A 25,412-nucleotide genomic window follows, 5' to 3' on the forward strand; every position below is an offset into this window, starting at 1 on the left:
AATATAATTTGGTTACAAAATAAATTAATGAAAAGAGGAACTTTTATGACAAATATAAAAGAAATTACAAAAGAAAAAATTATGGAGGCTTTTCATTTCAGACATGCATGTAAAGCGTTCGATCCTATGCAAAAAATTTCAGAAGAGGATTTTAATTTCATTTTAGAAACAGCCAGATTATCTCCTTCTTCTTTTGGATATGAACCTTGGAAATTTGTTATCGTACAAAATAAAGAAGTAAGAGAAAAACTACAACCATATTCATGGGGTGCTGGTGGGCAACTTGCAACAGCTAGTCACTTTGTTATTGTTCTTTCAAGAAACATTAAAGATATGCATTATGATGCAGATTATATTAAATATATGATGAACGATATTATTGGATTGCCTGAAGACACTCAAAAAATTAGATATGAATTCTTCAAAAAGTTCCAGGAATCAGATTTTAACTTATTACAATCCGACCGTGCTGTATTTGATTGGGCATCAAAACAATCTTATATCGCTTTAGGTAATATGATGACGAGTGCAGCTCAAATTGGTATTGACTCTTGTCCAATAGAAGGATTTGATAAAGAGAAAGTAGATTCTTTACTTCGTCAAGAAGGCATTGTAAAAGACGATAATTTTGAAGTATCTGTTATGGTTGCCTTTGGTTACCGTAAAGAAGAGCCAAAGCGTGATAAAACAAGACAGACTACGGATATAATTGTTGAATGGATTTAGTAACATAGCACGCAAAAAATAATGCTCCTTATAGCTGTATACTCATACTAAAGAAGAATCAGTTGTTTTCTTACGTATGAATTTGTTTTTTCATGGAAAGATATGTTAGTATGTATACAGTTTGAGTGCTCTATTTTTAGAGTCGAACAGGAGGAGAATGAATATGTCTGATATTGAAGTTGGCGAAGTGTTTACTCTTAGTGATGAGAATAATGAGGATCAGGAAGTAGAAGTACTTGGAGCGATGGATGTCGAAGGTGCAGAATATATTGCAGTTGCCTTCGTAGAAGACATTCAAACAGAAACTGAGGAAGACATTGATATCTTCTTTTTAAAAGTAGAAGAAGATAATGAGTTTTCATACATCGAAAATGACGAAGAGTTTGACAAAGTATCGGCTGCTTTTGATAAGATTTTGGATGAGCAAGAAGAGCAAGAGTAATATTCGTTAAAAACTCGAGGGGGATGCATATCCGCCCTCTTTTTTTTATTCATCACTTACCAAGCTACATGTATTAAAGAGACTTATGCAGCCATTCCAGTACATCTTTCATCGCAAAAGGACCATCTTTTTTAACTTGCTCCGCAAATTCCGAAACGAGACGTAGTGTTCTCACACTTTCGATTGGATGCTCTCCTGATGCACTTTCAGCAGAAAGCATCACTGCATTCGTCCCGTCTAGTACAGCTTGAAAAACATCGGTGACCTCTGCCCTTGTAGGAATAGAATGATCTACCATAGATTGAAGCATTTGTGTTGCTGTAATAACATATATATTCGTTCGATTACATTCACGAATCATCATTTTTTGTAAAAGCGGAATAATTTGATACGGCAATTCCACTCCTAAATCCCCCCTTGCAATCATAATTCCATCTGCTTCTTTACATATATCTTGAAAATTCTCGATTGCTTCCATCGTTTCTATTTTTGCAATTAAACTTGGGGACGTTTCTTTATGCTCTTGTATAAAATTTCGTATTTCCTTTATATGACTAGGTTTTCGTACGAAAGAACACGCAATAAAATTAACATCCTCTTCTAAAAGAAATTGAATGTCTTTTTTATCTTTCTCTGTAATAGCCGGTAAACTAACTGTCGCACCTGGTAAATTCACCCCCTTATGAGATGAGATATTACCACCTGTTTTGATCTTTGTTTCTATTTTTTCCTTACTTACCTTTTCAACAATTAATTCAACCTCTCCATCATTAATCAAAATTCTACTGTCTACTTTCACATCATTCGCAATACCTACATAATCCACACTTGCTTCTGTATTACTCCCTATGACTGGTTGCGTATGTAAAAGAAAAGAATCCCCGGCCTTAAGTGTAATTTGATCTTCCTTCATTTCACCTAATCTTATTTTAGGACCTTGCACATCACCTAAAATTTTAATAGAATCATCTAAAGATTTCACTAAACGAATGATGTCTTTATGACTTTCATGCGTGCCATGTGATAAATTTAGCCGAACAATTTTCATACCATTCTTTATTAACTGCACTAACGTTTCTTTATTATTACTTGCTGGTCCTATTGTACACACTCGATCAATTGTCATTCTTGCCACCATCCTTTTTCAGATAGGTTTCCCACAAAAATTTAAAAATAACATAGGGAATACAATAACAGCTTTAAACTTTACAAACGAAGTAATCCTACATACAAACGTAGAATTGCTTCGTACATGATTGATTTATACCGTGTTTCGTTTTTACCGTTAATACTCTCCTTTACTATCTTTTCTTTTTCCGCCGCTACAATTAATGAATACATAATCCGATTGTTTTGTATTACATTCTTCTAACTCTCTTTCATTACCACCCTACTTTTCATTCATGTGCTCTTCTATAAGTGTAAATCTACATTTACATGAATTTCATATTGGTAACCCTATTTCCATGTTCGCTAAGCAGTTAAAGCTATATTCAAATTATTAAAATGAAGATATGTTAAATCAAAAGTAAAAGAAAAGTTAAGTATCGGATAGGTTGTTGAGAGTTTCGAATTTTTCGTATATTGTATGAGTTGAGTTCGAACTCAAAAATTAAAAAAGGTGGGAAAATTAGTGAATATGAAAAAATCTTTAGCGGTGACAACTTTAGGGTTAGCGGTTTTAGGTTTTGGTTTTACTAATAACGCAAGTGCCTCAGAGGTGGGTGCTGCAGACAAGCAGCCTGTTTTAGTTGACTTTGATACAATTCAATCAGCAAAAACATCCAATGTTTCTAGTTTGACTGTTGCAGCTGCACCTAAGAATGATTCTAACATTAGCGTCTATACTCCCTTTTTTGGTAACCCATATGCAGTTGCTAAATCGAAATCAACTACGACCGAAGACTATATTTATGCAAAAGCAAGGACTTTCAATGGCGATGGCTCATTAGTGAATACGAAAAGTAATAATGCAAAAAAATCATCTTATGTAAGTGCTACAGCGACCAACACAAGCGTTTATTATGGAGATGATTACGCTATTGGTAATCATACCTATAAATTAAATGGTTATAATGATGTGAATCACGAAACAAAAGCTTCCTGGTAAGAAAGAGAAAAAAGATATGCATCTTGCATATCTTTTTTCTCTTATATTTTAAATATATTGAGGTGTTATTTATGAAAAATATATATATCATTATCGGTTTTTTACTTATTTCTTTCTTTACAATGTATGTTTTGTTCCATGCTTCAATTATACAACCTTATACACCTTCCAAAGAAAATAAGAGAGAGAAACAAACCAATACTATTTCATACGGCTTGAAGGATAATCAAGGCCAACATATTAACAACGGTAGTGAAATTACTAGTGAGAATAATACAATTAACGTATCTTTATCCTTTATACATAATATTGACGAAGACCGAAAGTATGGATTAATTGTTCTAGAAGATTACGTACAAAAACCTTTCAAAATAGAAAATACTGTAAATGAACTATCACACTACTCTTTCGATATGAAACCAAATAGTTCGATTACTACGAAAATCTCTTTACACACTTCTCCTAACGCAAGCGAATTAGCCTTTTTAATTATTAAAAAACCTGAATATAAGTTAAAAGATAATGACTTACATAAAGCGTCTATACTAGAAGAGATTTTAAGTATGCGATATTCAATACATCATCCTCATAAAGAAAGTGAAACATTAAAGTCTACCCCTATACAGCCAAATACTATTTTAAAAGATGGTCTTTATGAGCCATTATTTGTTACGAGCAATGAAGAGAAATTACAAACGGTATTTTCTGAAAAGGAAGGTGAAACATTAACTCTATCGAACGGAAATGAAACAAAAGATGAAATACCTTATGCAATCGTGGCCTTTAAAGATTGGGAACAAGTTGAATTATTCCATAATAAAAACGTCGCTTATACTACAGTGGCACCAGAAACGAGACAAACTTTTACTTTCACACTACCTACAGTGGAACAGGAAAGTAATTTTCAACTAGTCGCATTCCCATTTCCTTATAAAGTTAGTGAAGATCATTATGTCAGTCAACAAGCATACGGTTCATTTCGTATCGTAATTGAAAATAAAAAATAAATATGTTCCCACTTTATACAATTACAACAACGTAAAAAGCCTACTCACACTGAAGTGCACCCCAATTGTTAGACACATAATTAACAATTGGAGGTGCATTTTTTATGGCTAAATTTTCTTCAAAAGATAAAATACAAGCAGTAAAACGATATCTAGAAGGTACGGAAGGCGGAAAAACCATTGCTAATTCTATAGGGGTTCATCCTAGAGAACTTTATCAATGGATTAAACGGTTTGAATTTTCAGGGGAAAAGGCGTTTGAAAAACGCTATACAACTTACTCTCTCGAGTATAAACTAGATGTAATTCATTATATGAATGAAAATGGGACATCTCTGAGAGAAACAGCTGCTTTTTTTAATATTCCTTCTTGCGAAACACTCCGAAAATGGAAAGTAGCATATGAAACAGAAGGATTAGATGCCCTAAAATCAAAGAAAAAGGGGCGTCTAACCATGGCCAAAGAAAAAGCTAAGCTACAACATTTAAAACAAAACGAAGTATCTCTTGAAGGTTCTATAGAAGCGCTACAAGCAGAGAATGAACGTCTGCGTATGGAAAATGACTATTTAAAAAAGTTGAATGCCTTAGTTCAAAAGAAGAAAACATCACAGACCAAGACAAAGCGCAATTGATTTATGAATTAAGGCATAAATACAAGGTCGTTGACCTTGTGAAAGTCGCTAATATCGCTCGTAGTACGTACTATTACTGGATGAAACAAGCGAAACGTCCAGATAAATATAAGAAAGTTAAAGAATTAATTAAAGAGATCTTTAGTGAGAATTTTGGGAGGTATGGTTATCGTCGTATTACATTGGAATTACGTAATCGAGGCCATGCATTAAATCATAAAACCGTTCGACGTTTAATGAATATCCTGGGATTAAAATGTCTTGTTCGATTAAAAAAATATCGTTCATATAAAGGGACTGTCGGGAAATTCGCTCCTAATATTTTAAAACGTAATGTTCACGCATCAAAACCAAATGAAAAATGGGTAACAGATGTGACGGAGTTCCACTTACATGGTAAAAAACTATATCTATCACCCATTTTAGACTTATATAACGGAGAAATTATAGCTTACAATATAGAACATAGACCTGCCTATTCCCTTGTTTCTAAAATGTTGAATAAGGCGTTTCAACGTTTGAATGATAAGGAAACTCCTATTTTACACTCGGATCAAGGTTGGCATTATCAAATGCGACAATATCATCAGTCGCTTAAAAAACATAACGTTATCCAAAGTATGTCCCGTAAGGGAAATTGCTTAGATAATGCAGTCATGGAAAATTTCTTTGGCTTATTAAAGTCTGAATTACTTTATCTTAAAGAGTTTGAAAGTATGGAACAATTTAAGCAAGAACTAGAAACTTATATTCATTACTACAATCACAAAAGAATTAAAACAAAACTAAAAGGATTGTCCCCTGTGCAATACAGAGTTCAATCCTTAGTAGCTGCTTAATATATTTGTCTAATTTTTTGGGTTCAGTTCAACACAAGTAGGCTTTTTCATACTACGATAACTTCGTCAATAACTGATTTAAATCTTTTTTCGTTTTCGACGTTAACGACTTCATTTTCGTAATATCGATCTTTTCTTTTTCCGCGCCTACAATTAACGGATACATACTTTGACCGATTGTTTTAGAATCCGTCGGATGTGATGCTTCTAACTCTTTTTCAATGACATCCCACTTCTCATTAATTTGTTTTCCAAGTTTATTCACTGTTTCTAATTTAGGGTTAGCAGCTAATTGCTTGTCTAAGCTTTCAATTAATGTAACGACTTCTTTTACGTTCGTTTTCACAGCAACACTTTTCTTCGGATCTTTAGTAGTCTTTCCACTTGTCGTTTGGTCTGTCGTTTTCCCGCTAGTAGTTTGATCGGTTGCTTTGCCACTTGTAGTTTGCTCATTCGTTTTTCCTGTCGTTTCTTTTTCTTTTGTCGTTTTGCCGTTATTTTCTGTTCCAGATGATTCTTTTGTATTTTTTGCATCCTTATCTGTTTTTTCATTTGAAGAAGTATTTGTTTCTTTTTCAGTATCTTTCGTTGTTTTTGACGCTTCATCTGTACTTGTCGTTTTTGTTTCTCCTTCATTTTGTGCTGTTACTTGCTCTTTCTTTTCTGCCTCTTTATCTGCTGATGGACTACAAGCTGCCATAGTAAGCATTGTACCAATTGTTATCGATGCGATAGCGACCTTTTTCATTTTCATATAAATCCCCCTATGTTTACTTAATTTATCCTCCCCTTTACGATTCTATTTCCCCTTAAAAAATCCCTTTTCATACGAATCACCATCTTTCCGACAGTAATCTTCATAATAATACGTACAAAAACTGATAAACCGATTTGAATATTCGAGTTTCTTCTACTTCATTTTTCCTCTCTGCTGTAAAAGAAAAAGAGTATATTGTCACATCAAGAATTACTATCCTCATATGACAATATACTCTCCTATCAAATTTTTCTCTTTCTTGACATTTTATTTATACAAAAAAATATAAATATCTTAATTTTTTTGTTTCTCAACAATTGTTAACATAATGTTTTTATGAGAAACCACCATTCGAATGAATGACTTGCCCAGTAATCCACTTCGCTTCTTCACTTACTAAAAAAGATATTAGGCGCGCAGCATCCAATGATTCTCCAACTCTACCTTGCGGGAATTTCCATACTAAATAATGTTCTAATTCCTCTGTAATCCACCCCGTATTCGTCGGTCCTGGATCAACGGCATTAACGGTAATCCCCTTCTCCATCGCAACTGGTGCTACTGATTTTGTAAATGCTTCAATTGCTCCTTTCGTTGCCACATATGCTAGTTCATCTGGCATTGGATCTAATGACTGCCCTGAAGTAAGATTAATAATACTTCCACTCTTCTTGTATGCATAATGTTTTATAAATAATGAACTTAATAACATAGTTGCCCGAACATTCACTGTATAATGTTTATCTAACTGTTCTACATTTAATTCCTCAATTCTCGTATGAGTAGCATACGCTGCATTATTAATTAAAATAGATGGATCACCTAATCGTTCTGATACCATATAAAACAAACGATTTGGTGAATAAGACTGTGATAAATTGATTTCTGCCATTTCACATCGAACACCGTAACTTTCAATCTCCTTCTTCAACAAAAAGGGCTCTTGATCATTCATTCCCCATGGCATCGCTTTATCATACTGAGACCAGTATGTGAAAAAAATGTCTATCCCTTTTTGAGCAAGCACCTTGCATACAGCTGCACCAATTCCATTCAGACGAGTTGCCCCTGTTACAATTGCTATTTTCTTCACCTTTTCTCCTCCATCTATGGATAAATCCCCTGCACGAATACAGAGGATCTACCTTCTTAATTAATATTTGACAATATACGTTCTGCACCTAATTTTAAAATTTTAATAAAGATATAATTTACAATCGTAAACATTGCAAATAAAACGATAAACATAACCCAAAGTCCGACTTGAAGGAAGAAGTATAATACACTTACTCCGGCTACAATAATTAAAGCTATTAAAATATTAGCTAAAAAATTCCACAAAGTTGTATATCGACTTTTAAATAATTTCTGCTCTGTATCCCAATGAATATCTGCAGTTTGTGCGTCCCAGCGTGTTCCAATTAAATTAATTAATAACAACCCGTTCGCACTTAGTAAAAACCACAGTATCATGAAGACTGGAGAAATTCCAGCTACAACTGCCATCGTAATACCAAATACTGCTAAAATAATCACATTAATTAACCAAGCAGTGATCGCTTTCGCAAAAAAGATATCCGAAGCTTTTACTGGTAAATATCGATTCACAAACCATGAGCTTCCATCACGTGAAAATGACGTCGTTGCAATGACGTTACTACCCATCAAAAATAACGATGCACAAAGACCAACACCGATTGCAAACCCCGTTGTCTCTGGATTGTTAATATACTCTGTAATAAACTTTAAATTCCCATCTTGTACAAATAAAATAAAGAACAACATAATCGGCATAACGAAAGTTTGTACGATACAATTTAAGAAAAATTGTGGTGTACGGAATAACGTTTTAAATTCTTTTTTCACATACGCTTTCAAATGTGAACTTTGTACGGTTGATTTCTGTAAACCTTCTGCTGAAATGACCTCTTTTTTTGCTGTACTCGTTGAAAGTCCAATAACCCCTTTTAAATATGTACGCTCTGCAATGTAATAAAACAACACAAAGAAGACAAATGAAATAAGGGCAAAGATCATTACATATAAAGGTCCCTTCCAATTTGCACTTTCTACTAATGCCACTGCTCCAAAATATGTAGTTGGAAAATAATTTGTCATTTGTACTATAAGAGAAGATTGATTATTTACAAGATATTCCGCAGCCCCGTCTCCAGAAAACGCACTTTTATTTCTCCACTGCATAAATACGTTAATTCCTACAATAAATAGTATACTTACGATTCCAATAAATATATTTCCTCGATCTTTATTTTTTGCTATATTTGTATACCTCATGATTACTGTCATCAGTAACGAAGCTAATACTAACGGCACGATCGGGAAAAGTAAGTAAATAAAAATCATATATATGTAATATGTAATAAATGCGCCACTTTTTAAACCGTACGTAATGAAGATGGGTAATAAAATGAATGAACTCATTACGTATTGTGTAATTAATACCGTTAAAAATTTTGCCGAAATAATTTGCGCTGGTTTTAATGGTAACGGCAATAACATTTCAATATCATTGCTGTAGTAAAATACAGTTAAAATGTTCGTAATACTCATTAAAAATACCCATATACTCGCAATCGCAAGTCCCATTGCGATAATCATTCCTGGGTCTTGCCCTAATTGTTTCATACCTTCATACATTCCATGCGTCATCGAACCAAATATTAAAAAACCAACAAATAAAATAGCTGCAAATGAAAATACATATGCCCATCGCTTCTTCTTATCTGTTATGAAATCTGCATAATTTAATTTCAATAATACTTTCGTTAACGTCCAAATTTTACTCATTGCCCGTCATCTCCAAGAACATTTTTTCAAGTGATTCATTGGATTTAAAATGATCTCTCATTTCATTTAAATTTCCTTTAAACTGCAAATTCCCCTTATTAATAATAGCAACCCGGTCACATATTTTTTCCGCTACTTCTAATACGTGTGTAGAGAAAAATACAATCTTTCCTTTATCCGCATGCTCTCTCATCATTTCTTTTAAAATATAGGCAGATTTCGGATCAAGCCCTGTTAACGGTTCATCTAAAATCCATACATCTGGCTCATGCACGAGCACACCAATAATAACAATCTTTTGTCTCATACCGTGTGAATAACTTTGAATTTGATCAGATAAAGCATTATAAAGGTCAAATTTCTTCGCTAAAGACTCTATTCGTTCTTGGCGTACTTCTTTCGGCACTTCATACATATCTGCCATAAAGTTTAAATATTCAATTCCCTTTAATCGTAAAAACATATCTGGGCTATCAGGAACATAACCAAACGTCTTCTTCGCTTCCATCGGCTCTTCCATAATATTTTTGCCGTTAATCGTAATAGTCCCTTTGTCCACCCCATGAATACCAGTAATCATCTTAATTGTCGTTGATTTACCAGCACCATTCGGTCCTAAAAAACCAAAGATTTCTCCGCTAGGCACAGATAAACTTAAATCTTTTACTGCATAGGTAGACCCATTATAACTTTTTGACACATTCGTAATTTCAATCATTCCATCCAATCCTTTCCTTAATTACCAAATAACTATATTGATATTATAGCATACTTCTATTTTGAGATTTTTACATTTTTCAGTTTATTTAACCTTTAAAATAAATGTACACCCCTAATCCAACAATTAAAACGACGGCTAATATAATATAAATCATCGTAAGACGTTTAATATTTCCTTTTGTCGCTTTACTATAATTCGCATCACCATTTCTCCCAATTAACACCGTCGCAATTACAGTAATCACTACAAGTAATACAACAATCATGATCCAAGTTAGCATTCCTTCCTCCCCTTCCTTACAATCATTTTACAATATTATCCTCTTTATTTCGCAGTATATTTCCTCTTTTTACTATTATTATGAAAAGAATTGGAAAACTATTATTACCATACATTTCTATACGTGATATATTTATAACATAATGTGATTTATTTCTAACATGATAAGGAGGATATATTTATGAAAACAACTTGGATTAAATATTTAGGATTTCTCGGTTTCTTCGGTTTTCTCGGATTTTTTTATGAAAAAGGATTTTTTACTATGTTCTGTTTCTTCTCCTTCTTCACATCGTATAGAACGGTTCAACACGATGAACGGTTTGAACAAATTGTCAATAAATCGTGCCGCAATGCATTTATCGTTACATTACTAACTACCGCTATCATTCTGTTTATTGAAATGTTATTTCCAAACCCTACTTTACAAGAGATTGATATTGCTGTTATTTTCGCTACACTTATTCTTACGTTCGGTTTCTCTATGTTCTTTTACGATAAACCAGTTGATGAAATGGAAGATGTACCATGGCGTTCGTAACGAAAATAAAAGAATACCGCGCCAAGCTACATATGACACAAGAAGATTTAGCAAAGAGCGTTGGTGTACGCCGTGAAACAATTAGCCATCTTGAAAAAGGAAAGTACAATCCTTCCTTACAACTTGCTCACGATATAGCGAGAGCACTTCATAGTAAGATTGATGAGATTTTTATTTTTGAGGATTGATTAAAGGCATCCTGTCACCATAATCACATAAAAAAATACCATCATTCTTTCCAAAAAGAATGACGGTATTTCTCATTGATTATCCATATAAAACTGCATGAAATACGCCTAACAGTAAGTATTGATCCTCTATATAATCATCATCATACACATTCATCTCGATGTAATACATATCTTCCTCAAGACGAATATTCCAATCTGCGATTACATAGCCCTTTCGTAATAACTTTCCAAGCCCAATTGAAGTTTTGTGAACAACATATTCTTCTCTCTTATATGTAAAGGTAAATAAGAAATTTGCGTCTAATAACTTTCCGTCACATACAAGTATTTCATGCTCTGCATCATTATTATCTTTGTACGTTACTAAAATCTTTCTTTGGCGCTGCCTACTTACATCCTTTGCAATGACGCGAATATTATCCTTACTATCCTTTATTTCATAAATGATATTACTACCGATTTTTGGAATGAAGTCTAGTACTCTCATCAACGTATTTTTATAGTAGCCCCGTACTACGCCTACTTGTTTGCTTTCATTATAAACTTCTATTGATATTGTATCCGCTTTACTATCACACGGTCGTTTGTAAGAAAGCTGCATCATTCGCTCTCCTCTTAAGTACTGATCAAACGTCACAGGATATTCTATCGCACGCAGTTCCTTATTTAGCTCATATAAACAACGCCCAACGCTCTCTATTAATGCTGTAGTAGATATACGTTCCTGAAGTTCAAATTGTTGCCAACTGGAATAAATTCTCCACTGATTTTCCTCTTCATAGGAAAAACCAAGAATTATCTCATCACGGTCAGCCGTTTCATAATTCATATGTACGTTCTGCCCGTATTGAACTTGTTCCATCCACTGTCCTAAATAAATGCCGAGCTCTGCAACCTTCATGCATGACTTTTGAAAAAGTACTCTTTCACTCGCGCAAATCGTTACATCTCCTTCGATAAAGCCCTTTGAATAAGCATCATACCGTGACTCATCCTTCTGCGGGAGACTTTTGTCTAACTCAAATAAAAACGTTAACATCCTTTATTCACCTCTAGTTGTTACACTAATCATACATGACATCGCATTACTCTGAGAAACTATTTATATACGTATATTTAATTCACGCATTATAACACGTGAATGACCTTGTATAGTAGCGCTATTTTTTATTCTATATCTTAGTATATGAACTTATATGAGCGATTTTTCTAATATATCTATCGTAACTTACAATATATCAACGATTTTTTCAATATATCTATCGCAACTTACAATATATCAACGATTTTTCTAATATATCTATCACAACTTACAATATATCAACGATTTTTTCAATATATCGATTTTTCGACAAATATCAGCACAATTAAAATGAAGCTACCTTTTCTTCCGCCACTTCCCCAATTTCTAAAATTTGTAGCAGACTCTCCACTTCATAAGTCGGCTTAACACCCGTCATATTTTCTTTCAAACTCGGATTATACCAACACGTATCAATGCCGTAATCTTCTCCGCCTTTCATATCAGAAGTTAGCGAATCTCCAACCATTAGTACACTTGATTTATCCGTAATCCCAAACTTTTCAAACGCATAATCAAAAATCTCACGTGCTGGTTTTTGATGCCCCACTTCTTCAGAAATAATAATATGTTCAAAGAAGTTACGTAAAGGCGAATTTCCAATTCTCGATTGTTGCACCTTCGTATATCCATTCGTAATAATACCTAGCTTGCAATCTTGTAGATTTTCACATAATTGCACTGCACCTTCAATAAGATGTATTTCTTTCCCTAAGTTTTCAAGGTATACATCACTAAATTGCTGCGCATCTACTTCTATATGATGAAGTGCAAATAATTGTCTAAATCGATCTACCGCTAATTCACTTAGCGTAATCATTTTATTCTCTAAATCTCTCCATAACCCATTACTAATCTCTTTATAACTTGCAAGATAATCATTATACCCTGTAGGCATGCCGAACTGTACAAACGCGTTATGTAATGCGTTTCTTTCCGTTTCAGGGAAATCTAATAATGTATCGTCTACGTCGAATAATATAACGTTGTATTTCATGATGTTCTCCTCAATTCCTATTTTCAAAACTTCATTTTCATAGCTTCATTATAAACTTTTATATATTTCATTATAAAGTGCTTTGACTCGCTCTTTATAGAATACACCTTTATCCTTTATTTTCAAATGTGCTATAAATAAGTTTGCTAGCATGACCGCTGTATCTAGTCTATAAAATAAATTAACAATATGAGGGGTAGCATTAAAGATACTATCATTCTTATATCCATCTTTAAATTCATCCCAACTAACCTCATTTGTTTCAGCTATTCTCATAAGCTCCAATAACGGATGACCAATTAAAGCGTTATCCCAATCAACTATTGCTTTAACTTCTCCATTATACCCAATTAAATTGGCTGGTCGAATGTCCATATGTAATAAACACTTTACATGATTAGCTGTACTAAGAATATGTTCAATTGTTTGTGCATCTGGAAGTTTAATACCACAATTCGTAATTGTATTAAAACCTTCTACTCGTTTCACAATGCGTTCCGCTATATACTTACTAATTGGCTCTTTAATATTCTGCTCGTAATGTAAACCTTCAATTGGCATACTATGAAGCTTGCTGACTAACTTCCCTATTTCGTATGCCGAAATTGGCATATGATCCGTAGCCACATAATCCGATATTAAAAAATCAAGTTCGGTAGAAAGATGCAATCTGTGTATACTTGGTACTGGAATACTTTTTGAATGACAATACTTAGAAAGCTCTGCTTCCTTTTGCAACGAAATCCGACTATTAAATAAATCTTCATTTATATTTTCTACTTCTCTTTCCCACGGCACTCGAAATGCTAAAGGTCCCTTTCCTGAATCTCCGCGAAAAACAATATTTTGCACTCCCGTTCCAATCACCTTTAAATCCTGCACAGCTAATTCCTTATATTCTTGACTTAATATTGTTGTTAAACTTTCCCTTAACTCCTCTGCTTTTAAACGTGTATGGATCATTTTATCCCCCGATTCGTAAGTTCTTTTCATCCATTTTCTCCTCGGTGCACAACATCCTCATAAACAAAATTATAGCAATAATAATAAAAGGAGGCTAATCCAAATCAGCCTCCCTTCTTCTTATTTTTCTTCTAACAATAACATTTTCATTTCCTCTAACGACTCTTTCGTAAAGCCAAGAGCTTTTTCAGCGTATGCTTCAACTGATCCGTATTGCTTATGGATTCCATCAATCGCAGCTTGTAAATATTCGGCGCGTGCTTCAAACATTGCACCTAATATCGCTCTACTCTCATCGTTTTGTAGTTTTGCACCTAAAAAGGCCATCATTTTTTCATTTAATTTTTCACGGAAACCGTTACTTAGTAAATAATCTTCCATTACTGTTTTTTCTGGCACACCTAATAGAAGTAGTAATAATGCTGATCCAAATCCAGTACGGTCTTTTCCAGCTGTACAGTGGTTTACTAATGGTAAGTTTTCCGGATTTTGTGCAAGTTGTAAGAAGCTCACGAACGCCTCGTTACCACTTACGAAATCTTGGTTCATTTTCACAAGATATTCACCTGGTTTCCCCAACAGAGAAAGGTCACCAACTTGGAAAAACTCATTTATATTTAAGTCTTTCGCCAAGTCTTGCATAACTGGTAAGCATACTTGACGAGCACCTGTAATCTCTGGATTTGGCTTATGCTTCACTTCAAAGTCTGTACGATAATCACAGATTAACTTTAATCCAGACTTCTGTAAATACGCAATATCCCACTCTGTTAGTCCCGCTAATTCTTCAGAACGGTACAATTTGCCCCATTTTACTTTACGGCCTTCTGTCGTTTCATATCCTCCCATATCACGGAAGTTAAACGCTCCTTGTAGTGGCAATCTACGCTCAGCTACTGTCACTGCTTGTCCATTATTTCCTACTAGTCTAAAATATGGGCGTTCATTTTCACTCGGGTTTTCAATAGTGCATGATGATTCCCCGTTTACAGTTACAAGTAATTCTCCATTTTCTTCAATATAATCTGGTGAAGTACTCCAATAAATGCGTACTTCTTCTATATTATTTTCCCACTTTATATGTAACATATTATCTTCATTTCGTTCTACAGTTGCTTGTAGCCAATTTTCTTGCTGCTCCATTCTTTCACCAACGCTTTCTCTTATAATCGAATCTTTCTCTATTGTATTATAGGAATATCTACTTTGTCGTTCTCATTTTTCTTTTTATCTTACAAACAGGCAAAAAGTTCTTTTACTTGTTCATAATTTGTACACGGATTGCCTCGAAATGAGTTCGAGAGAGTACATCATTCATCCTCCTAAAACTTCCTCACATATCGCTCAGTAGAACTAAGCAGCTGACATCCATTCTTCCCAAAAACATCCTTCATCCACTCATTTTGTACATTTGTCTCGCCAATATAATAAGATGCACCTATTTCCTTTAAGACAAACATTGCACCTGTAAAGAATGCTGCTTCGTACCCTTTATTTCGCATATTTGGAGCCATTACGAAATACATAAGTTTCCCTTCTTCTAACGTACCTTTCTCAATATGCGGGATTACAATTCCTATTGGCTCTTCGCTTGCAACTGCTGTTAAACAATGTTCTTTCCATTGCTCACCAATTTCTTGTTCCATCATATGTACAAATTGATTATAGTCGACTTGTTCTTCCGTCATTTCGTTCCAAAAAGAATAAAAAGTATCCTCTCCTACTTCTTCAATCAGCTTAAAATCAATTTCACTTTCTACATCTTCTACTTCATATATATCCTTAAATACAATCATGTTTTCAGTAACATATTCAAATGAATACGTTTCAAAACATTTCTTATACACATCATAATTTGGACTTTTTGAAGAGATCTCAAAATGTAATTTTTCTACCCCCTCTTTTTCAGCCTCAGCAACGCAATATTGCATGATCTCTTTTAATTGCTTTTCTGTAAAAGCCTCTGCATTATTTTCTTTTATCATGATAGAAGAAGCACTTCTTCTTATTTTAAAATGTTTTTCTAACTGTTCTATTGTCGTCATATTCTTCCCTCATCTATGTCATACTCGAATTTCTAATGGTTCTCCTTGCATGAGCAGGATTGTCCTTGAATATATAGAATACTAGAAAAGATCGCATCTTTAAAGTGCGGAGGAGGTTCTCCATTGGATATTACAGCATTGCAACAACAGTTAGAGCTTATACAACAAAATGACTATACGCAACTGCATCATATAAATGTAAATGAGTTAACTTTGAACATGCTTCAGTACATCGGAACGACTGATAGTTACGTTCGTTACCAACTTATATATAAATGTTTTGCGCATTTCATTCATCATGAATTCCTTATGGACGATCAGCTGAAATTACTGTTGCAAACATGTTTAAGTGATGAGTATTTATATTGTGACATTTACTCCCCACATACAGATGGGGTTTTCACACGTTCTTACACTGTTTCTTTAATTGCGTTAATACTTCAATTCGCTAACTCTCACTACTTTTTTACAGAAGAGGATATTGAAGAGATAAAAAATAAACTTATTACATATACAAACTTAGAAATGGACTTTCGAGGATATATCGAAAATAAAGGATGGGCTCATTGTATCGCCCACGTATCTGATGCTTTCACTGAAATTGTTCATAATTCACATACGACTTTTGAGTGGTATGAAGAGCTCATTCATTGTTTATTAAATAAAATCTTCATTCCATCTGATATTTTTCATAATAACGAAGATGAGCGTATTGTTACGCCATTAATATCCATGCTGTATCATGACTTCCAGCAAGATGAGTTAATTTCAATTATTTATAAAAAAATAAAAAGGCTTCCTCAAATTAGAAAACGCCTTTCGCTTAATGAGTATTGTATTTTATGTGCCAACATTAAAACCTTTTTACGTACATTATTTTTTAGAACAAAAGATGATCATAACTTAGCCTATACAGCACGTAAAACAGAAAAAATGTTAAAAGAACTTCCAAACTATTATTAAATACAAGGAGAAAAATTATGGGTTATATTGAAGACGTAAGAAATCTAGTAGGAAATCATCCACTTATATTAATAGGCTCACACGCCATTATATTAAATGAGAAAAATGAAGTATTACTACAGCTCCGAACAGACTTTAACCGTTGGGGTATTATTGGTGGTGCCTTAGAATATAACGAGACGTTAGAAGATGCTTTAAAACGAGAAGTATTTGAAGAAACTGGGCTTATCATTAAAAATCCAGAACTGTTCCGTACATACTCAGGACCAGATTTTTTTCAAATCTATCCAAACGGCGATCAAGTACACGGTGTACTCGTTATTTATATTTGCCGAGAATTCCACGGTGAACTTATATGTGATCAAGCTGAGTCAAAAGAATTACGCTTTTTTCCGCTTGATAGGTTGCCTATTACTCTTCATCCAGTCATTGAGCGGATTATTAAAGAGTTTCAGCACTCTAATTAAAAAACATTACAAAATAAGTACCTTATATTTTATATAAAAATATAACAACCTCATTTCTCGTCATTACAACGTGAAATGAGGTTGTTATCGTTCACCGTAAATCCCTATTTCCCCAAAAAATAATTAGATGATTTAACGTTCTTTTTCTACAGCTTTATATCCCTTTACAAATAAAATAGTTATATAAGAAATAATGAATGAAAAAACAGTATACATGCCCACCCAAAAGAAAAATGATGGATCGTACAATGTAACATTGAACATAAGAAAAATAAGAAATGTTACCATTGGCATCGCGTAAAATGTACCTATTTTATATGTCACAGCTATTGAAAACATACAAATAAGCAATGGATATATACAGAAAATAAAAATTGACTCACTCAATGTTATGTCCCCCTTTCTGAAGAAATAATAGCTTTCTCTTAAACATTTTGGGGAACAACAAAGTTTTATATTTTTTATTCGTTATTAGTAAATAAAATGTTAGATTGTTATCTCGATCTGATTTCCTTCAGGATCACTTACTACACTTTCATAATAACCATCTCCTGTAGTGCGTGGGCCATTTAACAGAGGATATCCTGCTTCTCTTAACCTATCCGTTAATTGGTCTACTTTTTCTTTGCTACCTACAGAAAATGCCATATGCGCATATCCTACTGTTTGTTTTTTTATTACATCGTCTATCCCTACCTGTCTCATAAGTTCTAGACGCGCACCACCTTCAAAAGTTATAAAGTAAGATTCAAACTTTTTTTTCGGATTGTGATACAATACATTCGCTTCACCATTGAAGTACTGTTTATAGAAATCACGCATGCCTTCTAAATCATTCACCCAAATTGCTACATGTTCAATTCTCATAATCGACACCTTTTCTTTTTATGGTATTCAACCAACAATTTGATATTTAATTTTCTTTGCTTGTTCTTGTAATCATAAGATCAAGTCCAAGGCTTTTTAATCCATATAAATAATCTTCTTTCCAATCGCTTACTGTTATTTTCGGAATATGTTCCGCCGGAATGTACTGTGGACAACTTTTTACAATTTGATCTATTACAAATTGATTCACTTCATCATCACAGAAAATAAACGCATGTGGATTAATAATAGCTATACATGTAGAAATTAATCGAGTAATAGCATCTATATTATATTCCTCTGGATTATTCGAATCTCTCACTTCATCTCCACTTCTCAAAGCTTGTAAGAAATTTTTATTATCATACTGCGGAACGAAAGATATCTCTCCCGAGAAAAATGTACTTCCTCGGACTACATCCCCATTTATCATAATACCCGCACCTGGACCATTTTGACCTGAATACAAATATACAAGAGAGGAATTGTCATGGTTTCCAGTGTTTTTATAATAACCAAGCACTGCGGCATTCATATCGTTCTCTATTACTACAGGTATAGAGAACAGATTCTCCAAATGACTTTTTAAATTAAAATTTTGGAACTTTTCATAACCAGGTATATAAAAAATACGACCATTATCTACCGAACCGGGCACACCAATTGATATAGAGCTTATTTTCGGGAATGTAGCGATAAGACTTTCAATATGTTTAGATAATAGGTTTACGCCAGTATCAATTAATACACTTGAAGTACTTCCTTTTTCTTTTACTTCCCCTAAACAGTTAAAAATCGTATAGTTTGTCTCATTTTTTTCTAAAAATATCGCTAAACCTAACATATATTCCGGATTATAAGCATATCGTTTCGCTCTTCTTCCACCACTTGAATCATCTAAACCGACTAAAGTGACTTCACCGTCTTGTTTCATATTTTCTATAAATTTACTTATCGTTGGAAAACTGATTTCTAATGTATTACTAAGTTCAACTTTCGTTGCACTACCTCGCTCTAAAAGAGCTGTACGAATGCCGCGAAGGATCGTCTCTTTAATCGATTTTTGAGTAACAAATTGTTCACTCAAATCGCTCACCACCTTAATCAACATACTTATTAAACACTTTTAATAAGTTGCGTTGACAATATATCACACATCATTTTCTAAAGCAATAGAGATGATATATTTCCACTGCATGCACCCCTTGTTTAGCTCGATTTATTCTCTCTCGTAACAGACGATACAATTCCAGATAAGAGAACAAATAATAAAACAGCTAGCAAGGCATTACGTATTCCGAATGATTCCCCTAGTATACCTAAAAATGGCGGTCCGACTAAAAAAGCTGTATAACCGATGATAGAAACTGCAGCAACATTAGAAGTCGCATTTTCACGATCATCTCCAGCAGCAGAAAGACCAATTGGGAAACCTAACGCCGCACCAATCCCCCACAGCACTACACCAACTGCTAGAAAATACGAGTTACTCCCAAATATTACGATTAAAATTCCTATAATCGCCACCATAATAGTAGCACGTACGACAGCGACACGACCGAATCGATCAAGGAAATAACTACTACACATACGAGCTAACGTCATTGCCAATACAAAAATTGTGTACATAATAGAACCTGTCACTACACTTTGCTGATGTCCATCTACCATCACGATAGGCAGCCAATCATTTGCACTTCCTTCTGCAAATGCCATTCCAAACACAAAAAGACCAATTAAAAGCACCTTTTTTTCCATACGTAAGGAAGTACGCTTCGCTCGCTTTTTGTTCTGCGATTTCTCTTTCTTTCCTGTTCCGTGCGGAAGATAACGATACACCATACATACAAGTAATAAAAACACGGCCGAAATCGCAAGAAACTGATACAGGATTGGGATGTGAAGCGAGGCGGCGACAGTGCCACTGAGCGCGCCTACTAAAGTTCCTACGCTAAAAAAACCGTGGAATTTCGGTAGAAGTGTCATTCCTAATTTCTGCTCTATTGAAGAGCCTTCTACATTCAATGAGACTTCTGCCAACCCATATCCTACTCCAAATACTAGCAAGCTACCAAAAGTCCCTATGCTAGAAACAAAATAAATATTAATACCTAAACAAAGTAATCCAACAATTATTAAAAACATACTGCCTATAATAACGTCTCTAGCTCCCTTACAGTCAATAAAATGACTTGCACTCAGTAAACCAATTATTGAACCGACAGATAAACCGAACAAAATCCAGCCCATTTCTGCATTTGAAACTGCTAAAATATCTCGCGCCGCTGCTGTTCTAGAAATCCATGTAGCAAACGCGACACCTGGCAAAGCAAATAAGAGAAAAAGAGCGTTTCGAGAGGCAAGTAATGTCTTTGTATGATTGCCCGCACTATTTTTCTTCATATGAAACACCTTTCACATTGTCTATACGATACGACACCAGTTTATTCAAGCATCCGTGAAAAACGATTTCTATAAGTCTATCATTTTCATAACTTTGGCTGGGTTACCACCAACAACTACATTACTAGGTACATCTTTTGTCACAACTGCTCCTGAAGCAATTACAGCCTTGTCTCCAATTGAAATACCAGGGTTAATTATAGCTCCCCCGCCAACCCAAACATTGTTACCAATCTTTACAGGTTTCCCATATTCTTTGCCAGAATTCCGTTCTACTGGATGCAACGGATGCGTAGCAGTGTAAATGTGAACACCAGGTGCAAACATACAATTATCACCGATTCGAACTTCACAAACATCTAAAATCACACAATTAAAATTTGCGAAAAAGCTCTTTCCAACATGGATATTGTAACCGTAATCACAACGAAAATCAGGATTAATGTGGGTTTTCCCATCAGCTGAAGAACCTAAAAGCTGATTTAATAACGTAAAACGTTGTTCATCTCCTGTCTCCATTGCCTCGTTATAAAGGCGTGTTAAACGTTTTGCCTCCACCCTATCAGCCACTAATTCTTCGTCATCCGCAATATACATTTCTCCCGCCAACATCTTTTCTTTTTCCGTTTTCATAGAATCATCTCCTTTGTAATCAAATGAGCTCCACTTATTAAACCTCTTTAATAAGTGACTTTAATTACACTTATTAAACACCTTTAATAAGTACCCCTATATTAACATACTTTTTAAAATGTGCAATTAATAAATTTAGAAAGACGATGCGAATTCCTCATTTTGCATGTAGATATAACGAATAAATAATTAAAATTCATATAGAAAAAACAAGGGAACGCTTAACGTTCCCTCTCAAATCCAATCCGTTTTTTAATTTCCACCAAATTCACCTTCGCAATAGTCCCTGCCCTCTCAGCACCTTTTTCTAACGCTTCATATAGTAAATGCGGTTCATTCATATACGTTGCGTATTTTTCCCGAGGTCCTGCTAACTCACGATCTACAACGCGAAATAACTCTTTTTTTACATCGCCCCATCCGATTCCAGTTTCATATTTTTCACGCATTGACTGAATTTCATCTTTTGTCGCAAATTCTTTATAGATTGTAAATAACGTTTCTAGTTCTTTCGGTTCATTTGGAAGTGAAGAATCTGTTTTTATTTTTAAAATAAGCTTTCGTAGTTTTTCTCGCTCTGCAAATAACGGGATAACATTCCCATAACTTTTACTCATTTTTCTTCCATCAAGACCAGGTAAAATTGCCCCTTCTTCTTGCACTACATACTCTGGAAGCGAAAATGTCATGCCAAATGTATGATTAAAATACGTCGCAATATCACGAGCAATTTCAATATGCTGAATTTGATCTTTTCCAACAGGTACATGAGTAGCTTGAAATAATAATATATCAGCCGCCATTAAAATCGGGTACGTATATAACCCCATATTCACACCTGCATCAATTTCTAATCCCGCTTCTTTATTTTGCTCTACCTTCGCTTTATATGCATGGGCACGATTCATAAGCCCTTTCGGAGTTAGACAAGCTAATATCCAAGCTAATTCCAAAATCTCTGGCACTTCTGTTTGTCGATAGAAAATAACATCTTCTCCAAGTCCGAGTGATAACCATGTAGCTGCTACCTCTTTTGTATAACTACTGAACTTCTCTGGATCATGCACTGCATTTAACGCATGATAATCAGCTATAAAGTACAATGCTTTTCCTTCATTATTTTTTGACATTTGCAATGCAGGTTTAATTGCACCAATATAATTTCCTAAATGCGGATAACCCGTTGGTTTAATTCCTGTTAACATTATTTTTTCGCTCATACTAACTCCTCCTTTCTCAAAATAAAAAACAAAAAGAGTCTCTCATCCTTAAAAAGGACGAGAGACTCCCGCGGTACCACCTTTATTAGCTATCATTAGCTCACTTCATACTTCAATAACGTGAAGTAACCGTCTTTACCTACTCATTTCAGTTAGAAGCTCCAGAGCCCATTCCATATTCATCCCTTACTGATTCCCACCACATATCAGCTCTCTGAAAAGTTTTGAACATGTACTCTTCTCTTTCATTGCTTTTTCGTTTTTTACAGTTTATCACATTCCCTTTCCAATTAAACCCTAATTTTCTGTTTTATATAGCAGGAATTTCCACCTTAATTGTCTAATAATATATAGGTTTGCAGAAGTAATCGAAACAACTTTGGAGGTTTTTTCATGGTAAAATATATATCCATTTTAGGTTCAACAGGATCCATTGGCACATCTGCATTAGATGTCGTTTCCGCTCATCCTGAACATTTTAAAATCGTCGGTTTAACCGCAAATTATAATATCGATCTTCTCGAAAAACAAATTGAATCGTTTCAGCCTCGTATTGTAAGCGTAGCGACAAAAGAATTAGCGGACACATTACGTTCTCGTATTTCAACAAATACAAAAATTACATATGGAACTGATGGTTTAAATGAAGTATCTACCCATCCTGATACAAATCTTGTATTAAGTTCAGTTGTCGGTGTTTCAGGTTTACTCCCAACAATTGAAGCATTAAAGGCGAAGAAAGATATCGCCATCGCTAACAAAGAAACTTTAGTTGCCGCTGGTCATATCGTAACTGAACTAGCGAAACAAAACGGATGCCGCCTAATTCCAGTCGATAGTGAGCATTCAGCTATTTTCCAATGTTTAAACGGAGAAAATAATAAAGAGATTGAGAAGTTAATTGTCACAGCTTCTGGCGGCGCTTTTCGTGATAAAACACGTGAAGAAATGAAAACATTACAAGCGAAAGATGCTTTAAAACACCCAAACTGGTTAATGGGAGCAAAACTAACGATAGATTCTGCCACGTTAATGAATAAAGGGTTTGAAGTGATGGAAGCTAAATGGCTGTTCGATATTCCTTATAAAAAAATTGATGTTATGATTCATAAAGAAAGTATCATTCACTCTTTAGTGGAATTTATTGATGGATCAGTCATGGCACAACTCGGTGCTCCTGATATGAGAATGCCGATTCAATATGCGTTTCACTGCCCTACTCGACTACCTTCATCCTATGAAAAATTAAATTTATTAGAAATTGGTAGTTTGCATTTTGAAAAACCAAATTTAGAGAAGTTCCCCTGTCTACAATACGCATTTGAATGTGGCAAAATTGGCGGTACAACTCCAGCCGTATTAAATGCAGCGAACGAAATTGCAAATGCACTATTTCTTAAAAATGAAATTGCATTTTTTGATATCGAAAAAACAATTTACAATACAGTTGAAGCTCATCATAACGTAAAAGATCCTTCACTCGATGCTATATTAGAAGCTGATCAATGGGCACGCCAATACGCAAATCAATTATTAATAAAAAAGAGCTAAAACAGTTTTCTCTGTTTTAGCTCTTTTTTTACGTATTCAATTTTACAAATCTATAACCATGTGTAACTAACACTTTTAATATCGCATATCCTGGAATTGCTAAAACTATCCCCATAATACCGAATAAATTACCAGCAGTTAAAATGATAAAGATTATTGTAATCGGATGGATATCTAGCTTTTTCCCCATTACTTGCGGGGAGATAAACTTACCTTCTGCTAATTGCACAACCATCATAACGATAATTACCTTTAAAACCATTCCTGGCGAGTCAATAAATGCGATAATTAACGCTGGAGTTATTGCAATAACTGGACCTACGTACGGAACGATATTTACAATCATCGCTAAAATAGCAAGTAATACCGCATATTTAATACCAATAATAAGATAGCCAATTAATAGCATGATACCGATAAACAAGCTAACGATAATTTGCCCTCTTATATACGAACTAATCGCATAATGCATATCATCTAGTATTCTCATTGCTGCCGGTTGTCTTTGCTCTGAAATACACTTCAAAAAGTGATTCGGTAGTTGTTCACCATCTTTTAATAGATAGAACAATATAAACGGAACCATGACAAAGGTTAAAACAACTTCTGTAAGTGTACTTAAAAATCCAGTTACATTTCCAGTTACTGATGATAATGACTTTGTAAAATCAACTGTATAGTCTTTTACTATATTCGCTACATCAATATTTAAATTCTCCTGAATTTTACCAAGTAAATTACTTTCCCCAAATCTACGTGCTGCTCGTTCGATTTCATGACCGAAATACGGTAAGTTATCTATTAATGCATCAATTTGATCTTTAATAATAGGGATAACCGTTACAACTAAAAACACAAATAATCCTAGTACTATTAAATATATCGAGGCTATCGATACGATTCTTGAAACACCTTTCTTTTCTAAAAGTGAAACGAATGGGTGCAAGATATAAAATAGCACTCCGGCTAATAATACCGGGAAGAATATTGTTTTTAAAAAGACGATAAACGGAGTAAAAACGAAAGAAATTTTTGTTAGCAATAATATGTTAATGAACAATAATGCAAATCCAAGTAACACTGCTAAATAATTTTGTTCCCTAAAAAACTTTTTTAACTTGTCTCTTTTTCTTATATTTACTTTTTCCAATGAAACCACCTCTTTG

General features: G+C 34.2%; 28 protein-coding genes and 1 other annotated feature. Of the genes, 10 read left to right on the plus strand and 18 right to left on the minus strand.

Annotated elements, in window-relative coordinates:
• The first annotated feature begins 27 nt into the window (after positions 1–27).
• Both MHH42_RS16410 and MHH42_RS16415 read left to right on the plus strand, forming a co-directional pair.
• Positions 28–726, plus strand: a complete 699-nt coding sequence (locus tag MHH42_RS16410; protein WP_002039128.1) for an NAD(P)H-dependent oxidoreductase — start codon at positions 28–30, stop codon at positions 724–726.
• Positions 727–883: 157 nt separating this feature from the next.
• Complete coding sequence (locus tag MHH42_RS16415; RefSeq protein WP_002039126.1) at positions 884–1,168, plus strand: DUF1292 domain-containing protein; 285 nt, start codon at positions 884–886, stop codon at positions 1,166–1,168.
• Between the two features lie 73 nt (positions 1,169–1,241).
• Here MHH42_RS16415 and MHH42_RS16420 read toward each other — a convergent pair whose 3' ends face one another.
• The gene (locus tag MHH42_RS16420) at positions 1,242–2,294 is read right to left on the minus strand and encodes a pyruvate kinase (protein WP_000151137.1); all 1,053 of its coding nucleotides are present in this window, start codon (positions 2,292–2,294) and stop codon (positions 1,242–1,244) included.
• A 507-nt stretch (positions 2,295–2,801) separates the two neighbouring features.
• Between MHH42_RS16420 and MHH42_RS16425 the strand changes: the two genes are divergently transcribed.
• From MHH42_RS16425 to MHH42_RS16435, 3 genes are all read left to right on the plus strand, one after another.
• On the plus strand, positions 2,802–3,278 hold the full coding sequence (locus MHH42_RS16425; protein WP_001056341.1) for a hypothetical protein: 477 nt from the start codon (positions 2,802–2,804) through the stop codon (positions 3,276–3,278).
• 71 nt (positions 3,279–3,349) lie between these two features.
• Positions 3,350–4,285: a hypothetical protein gene (locus MHH42_RS16430; protein ID WP_000790517.1), complete on the plus strand. Its 936-nt coding sequence runs from the start codon at positions 3,350–3,352 to the stop codon at positions 4,283–4,285.
• A 104-nt stretch (positions 4,286–4,389) separates the two neighbouring features.
• Positions 4,390–5,759, plus strand: a protein-coding gene (locus MHH42_RS16435; protein ID WP_340893620.1) for an IS3-like element ISBth167 family transposase whose coding sequence is annotated in 2 segments (ribosomal slippage) — positions 4,390–4,855 and positions 4,855–5,759 — 1,371 coding nt in all. Because the reading frame shifts where the segments join, the coding sequence is not laid out codon by codon here.
• Positions 5,760–5,811: 52 nt separating this feature from the next.
• Here the strand turns inward: MHH42_RS16435 and MHH42_RS16440 are convergent.
• From MHH42_RS16440 to MHH42_RS16460, 5 genes are all read right to left on the minus strand, one after another.
• A complete protein-coding gene (locus MHH42_RS16440; RefSeq protein ID WP_000782530.1) occupies positions 5,812–6,513 on the minus strand; it encodes a hypothetical protein in 702 nt (233 codons plus the stop codon).
• A 337-nt stretch (positions 6,514–6,850) separates the two neighbouring features.
• Complete coding sequence (locus tag MHH42_RS16445) at positions 6,851–7,609, minus strand: SDR family oxidoreductase (protein WP_000716978.1); 759 nt, start codon at positions 7,607–7,609, stop codon at positions 6,851–6,853.
• Between the two features lie 56 nt (positions 7,610–7,665).
• Positions 7,666–9,324, minus strand: a complete 1,659-nt coding sequence (locus MHH42_RS16450; RefSeq protein ID WP_000036866.1) for a putative ABC transporter permease subunit — start codon at positions 9,322–9,324, stop codon at positions 7,666–7,668.
• Positions 9,317–10,042, minus strand: a complete 726-nt coding sequence (locus MHH42_RS16455; RefSeq protein ID WP_000570205.1) for an ABC transporter ATP-binding protein — start codon at positions 10,040–10,042, stop codon at positions 9,317–9,319. Before MHH42_RS16455 ends, MHH42_RS16450 begins: the two co-directional genes overlap by 8 nt.
• A gap of 88 nt (positions 10,043–10,130) precedes the next feature.
• The gene (locus MHH42_RS16460; protein WP_000958861.1) at positions 10,131–10,325 is read right to left on the minus strand and encodes a hypothetical protein; all 195 of its coding nucleotides are present in this window, start codon (positions 10,323–10,325) and stop codon (positions 10,131–10,133) included.
• Positions 10,326–10,505: 180 nt separating this feature from the next.
• Here MHH42_RS16460 and MHH42_RS16465 point away from each other — a divergent pair, with 180 nt between their 5' ends.
• Positions 10,506–10,865: a DUF3796 domain-containing protein gene (locus MHH42_RS16465; protein ID WP_340893623.1), complete on the plus strand. Its 360-nt coding sequence runs from the start codon at positions 10,506–10,508 to the stop codon at positions 10,863–10,865.
• Positions 10,853–11,053: a helix-turn-helix transcriptional regulator gene (locus MHH42_RS16470; protein ID WP_000896289.1), complete on the plus strand. Its 201-nt coding sequence runs from the start codon at positions 10,853–10,855 to the stop codon at positions 11,051–11,053. Before MHH42_RS16465 ends, MHH42_RS16470 begins: the two co-directional genes overlap by 13 nt.
• A gap of 79 nt (positions 11,054–11,132) precedes the next feature.
• Here the strand turns inward: MHH42_RS16470 and MHH42_RS16475 are convergent, their stop codons facing one another.
• The 5 genes from MHH42_RS16475 to MHH42_RS16495 form a co-directional block, all read right to left on the minus strand.
• Positions 11,133–12,095: a tubby C-terminal domain-like protein gene (locus MHH42_RS16475; protein WP_000955128.1), complete on the minus strand. Its 963-nt coding sequence runs from the start codon at positions 12,093–12,095 to the stop codon at positions 11,133–11,135.
• 328 nt (positions 12,096–12,423) lie between these two features.
• Positions 12,424–13,134, minus strand: a complete 711-nt coding sequence (locus tag MHH42_RS16480) for a YjjG family noncanonical pyrimidine nucleotidase (RefSeq protein WP_000876835.1) — start codon at positions 13,132–13,134, stop codon at positions 12,424–12,426.
• Positions 13,135–13,182: 48 nt separating this feature from the next.
• The gene (locus MHH42_RS16485; protein ID WP_000831898.1) at positions 13,183–14,127 is read right to left on the minus strand and encodes a phosphotransferase family protein; all 945 of its coding nucleotides are present in this window, start codon (positions 14,125–14,127) and stop codon (positions 13,183–13,185) included.
• Between the two features lie 90 nt (positions 14,128–14,217).
• Complete coding sequence (locus MHH42_RS16490; protein WP_000437654.1) at positions 14,218–15,240, minus strand: tyrosine-protein phosphatase; 1,023 nt, start codon at positions 15,238–15,240, stop codon at positions 14,218–14,220.
• 179 nt (positions 15,241–15,419) lie between these two features.
• Positions 15,420–16,142, minus strand: coding sequence for an N-acetyltransferase (locus MHH42_RS16495; RefSeq protein ID WP_097837329.1), 723 nt, complete (start codon positions 16,140–16,142; stop codon positions 15,420–15,422).
• Between the two features lie 123 nt (positions 16,143–16,265).
• On the opposite strand from MHH42_RS16495, the gene MHH42_RS16500 reads away from it, so the two are divergent.
• Together MHH42_RS16500 and MHH42_RS16505 are read left to right on the plus strand one after the other, a co-directional pair.
• Complete coding sequence (locus MHH42_RS16500) at positions 16,266–17,105, plus strand: DUF2785 domain-containing protein (protein ID WP_000355436.1); 840 nt, start codon at positions 16,266–16,268, stop codon at positions 17,103–17,105.
• A gap of 17 nt (positions 17,106–17,122) precedes the next feature.
• A complete protein-coding gene (locus MHH42_RS16505; RefSeq protein ID WP_000540494.1) occupies positions 17,123–17,572 on the plus strand; it encodes an NUDIX hydrolase in 450 nt (149 codons plus the stop codon).
• 132 nt (positions 17,573–17,704) lie between these two features.
• Here the strand turns inward: MHH42_RS16505 and MHH42_RS16510 are convergent, their stop codons facing one another.
• From MHH42_RS16510 to MHH42_RS16535, 6 genes are all read right to left on the minus strand, one after another.
• Positions 17,705–17,959: a YbeF family protein gene (locus MHH42_RS16510; RefSeq protein ID WP_000004285.1), complete on the minus strand. Its 255-nt coding sequence runs from the start codon at positions 17,957–17,959 to the stop codon at positions 17,705–17,707.
• 99 nt (positions 17,960–18,058) lie between these two features.
• A complete protein-coding gene (locus tag MHH42_RS16515) occupies positions 18,059–18,439 on the minus strand; it encodes a VOC family protein (RefSeq protein WP_001217527.1) in 381 nt (126 codons plus the stop codon).
• Between the two features lie 46 nt (positions 18,440–18,485).
• Positions 18,486–19,526 carry an ROK family transcriptional regulator gene (locus MHH42_RS16520; protein WP_016108816.1) on the minus strand — a complete coding sequence of 347 codons (1,041 nt, stop codon included), beginning with the start codon at positions 19,524–19,526 and terminating at the stop codon, positions 18,486–18,488.
• 122 nt (positions 19,527–19,648) lie between these two features.
• Positions 19,649–20,842 carry an MFS transporter gene (locus tag MHH42_RS16525; protein WP_070173519.1) on the minus strand — a complete coding sequence of 398 codons (1,194 nt, stop codon included), beginning with the start codon at positions 20,840–20,842 and terminating at the stop codon, positions 19,649–19,651.
• Positions 20,843–20,911: 69 nt separating this feature from the next.
• Entirely contained in the window at positions 20,912–21,475 is a 564-nt protein-coding gene (locus MHH42_RS16530; RefSeq protein WP_070173520.1) for a maltose acetyltransferase domain-containing protein, read from the minus strand.
• Between the two features lie 221 nt (positions 21,476–21,696).
• On the minus strand, positions 21,697–22,695 hold the full coding sequence (locus tag MHH42_RS16535) for a tryptophan--tRNA ligase (RefSeq protein WP_070173521.1): 999 nt from the start codon (positions 22,693–22,695) through the stop codon (positions 21,697–21,699).
• Between the two features lie 50 nt (positions 22,696–22,745).
• Positions 22,746–22,953: a binding site (T-box leader), on the minus strand.
• A 135-nt stretch (positions 22,954–23,088) separates the two neighbouring features.
• Between MHH42_RS16535 and MHH42_RS16540 the strand changes: the two genes are divergently transcribed.
• Positions 23,089–24,246, plus strand: a complete 1,158-nt coding sequence (locus MHH42_RS16540) for a 1-deoxy-D-xylulose-5-phosphate reductoisomerase (protein ID WP_340893624.1) — start codon at positions 23,089–23,091, stop codon at positions 24,244–24,246.
• Positions 24,247–24,274: 28 nt separating this feature from the next.
• Here MHH42_RS16540 and MHH42_RS16545 read toward each other — a convergent pair whose 3' ends face one another.
• The gene (locus MHH42_RS16545) at positions 24,275–25,396 is read right to left on the minus strand and encodes an AI-2E family transporter (RefSeq protein ID WP_340893625.1); all 1,122 of its coding nucleotides are present in this window, start codon (positions 25,394–25,396) and stop codon (positions 24,275–24,277) included.
• Between the last annotated feature and the right edge of the window lie 16 nt (positions 25,397–25,412).

The sequence above is a fragment of the Bacillus sp. FSL L8-0099 genome (assembly GCF_038006385.1).
Classification (GTDB): domain Bacteria; phylum Bacillota; class Bacilli; order Bacillales; family Bacillaceae_G; genus Bacillus_A; species Bacillus_A toyonensis.

Excerpts from the sequence above, each read along its gene's own strand:
- MHH42_RS16530 (WP_070173520.1), bottom strand. The coding sequence starts at position 21,475 with ATGAAAACGGAAAAAGAAAAGATGTTGGCGGGAGAAATGTATATTGCG.
- MHH42_RS16420 (WP_000151137.1), bottom strand. The coding sequence starts at position 2,294 with ATGACAATTGATCGAGTGTGTACAATAGGACCAGCAAGTAATAATAAA.
- MHH42_RS16490 (WP_000437654.1), bottom strand. The coding sequence starts at position 15,240 with ATGGAGCAGCAAGAAAATTGGCTACAAGCAACTGTAGAACGAAATGAA.
- MHH42_RS16460 (WP_000958861.1), bottom strand. The coding sequence starts at position 10,325 with ATGCTAACTTGGATCATGATTGTTGTATTACTTGTAGTGATTACTGTA.
- MHH42_RS16505 (WP_000540494.1), top strand. The coding sequence starts at position 17,123 with ATGGGTTATATTGAAGACGTAAGAAATCTAGTAGGAAATCATCCACTT.
- MHH42_RS16465 (WP_340893623.1), top strand. The coding sequence starts at position 10,506 with ATGAAAACAACTTGGATTAAATATTTAGGATTTCTCGGTTTCTTCGGT.
- MHH42_RS16440 (WP_000782530.1), bottom strand. The coding sequence starts at position 6,513 with ATGAAAATGAAAAAGGTCGCTATCGCATCGATAACAATTGGTACAATG.
- MHH42_RS16450 (WP_000036866.1), bottom strand. The coding sequence starts at position 9,324 with ATGAGTAAAATTTGGACGTTAACGAAAGTATTATTGAAATTAAATTAT.
- MHH42_RS16415 (WP_002039126.1), top strand. The coding sequence starts at position 884 with ATGAATATGTCTGATATTGAAGTTGGCGAAGTGTTTACTCTTAGTGAT.
- MHH42_RS16475 (WP_000955128.1), bottom strand. The coding sequence starts at position 12,095 with ATGTTAACGTTTTTATTTGAGTTAGACAAAAGTCTCCCGCAGAAGGAT.
- MHH42_RS16495 (WP_097837329.1), bottom strand. The coding sequence starts at position 16,142 with ATGACGACAATAGAACAGTTAGAAAAACATTTTAAAATAAGAAGAAGT.
- MHH42_RS16480 (WP_000876835.1), bottom strand. The coding sequence starts at position 13,134 with ATGAAATACAACGTTATATTATTCGACGTAGACGATACATTATTAGAT.
- MHH42_RS16485 (WP_000831898.1), bottom strand. The coding sequence starts at position 14,127 with ATGAAAAGAACTTACGAATCGGGGGATAAAATGATCCATACACGTTTA.
- MHH42_RS16470 (WP_000896289.1), top strand. The coding sequence starts at position 10,853 with ATGGCGTTCGTAACGAAAATAAAAGAATACCGCGCCAAGCTACATATG.
- MHH42_RS16525 (WP_070173519.1), bottom strand. The coding sequence starts at position 20,842 with ATGAAGAAAAATAGTGCGGGCAATCATACAAAGACATTACTTGCCTCT.
- MHH42_RS16410 (WP_002039128.1), top strand. The coding sequence starts at position 28 with ATGAAAAGAGGAACTTTTATGACAAATATAAAAGAAATTACAAAAGAA.
- MHH42_RS16430 (WP_000790517.1), top strand. The coding sequence starts at position 3,350 with ATGAAAAATATATATATCATTATCGGTTTTTTACTTATTTCTTTCTTT.
- MHH42_RS16540 (WP_340893624.1), top strand. The coding sequence starts at position 23,089 with ATGGTAAAATATATATCCATTTTAGGTTCAACAGGATCCATTGGCACA.
- MHH42_RS16535 (WP_070173521.1), bottom strand. The coding sequence starts at position 22,695 with ATGAGCGAAAAAATAATGTTAACAGGAATTAAACCAACGGGTTATCCG.
- MHH42_RS16515 (WP_001217527.1), bottom strand. The coding sequence starts at position 18,439 with ATGAGAATTGAACATGTAGCAATTTGGGTGAATGATTTAGAAGGCATG.
- MHH42_RS16455 (WP_000570205.1), bottom strand. The coding sequence starts at position 10,042 with ATGATTGAAATTACGAATGTGTCAAAAAGTTATAATGGGTCTACCTAT.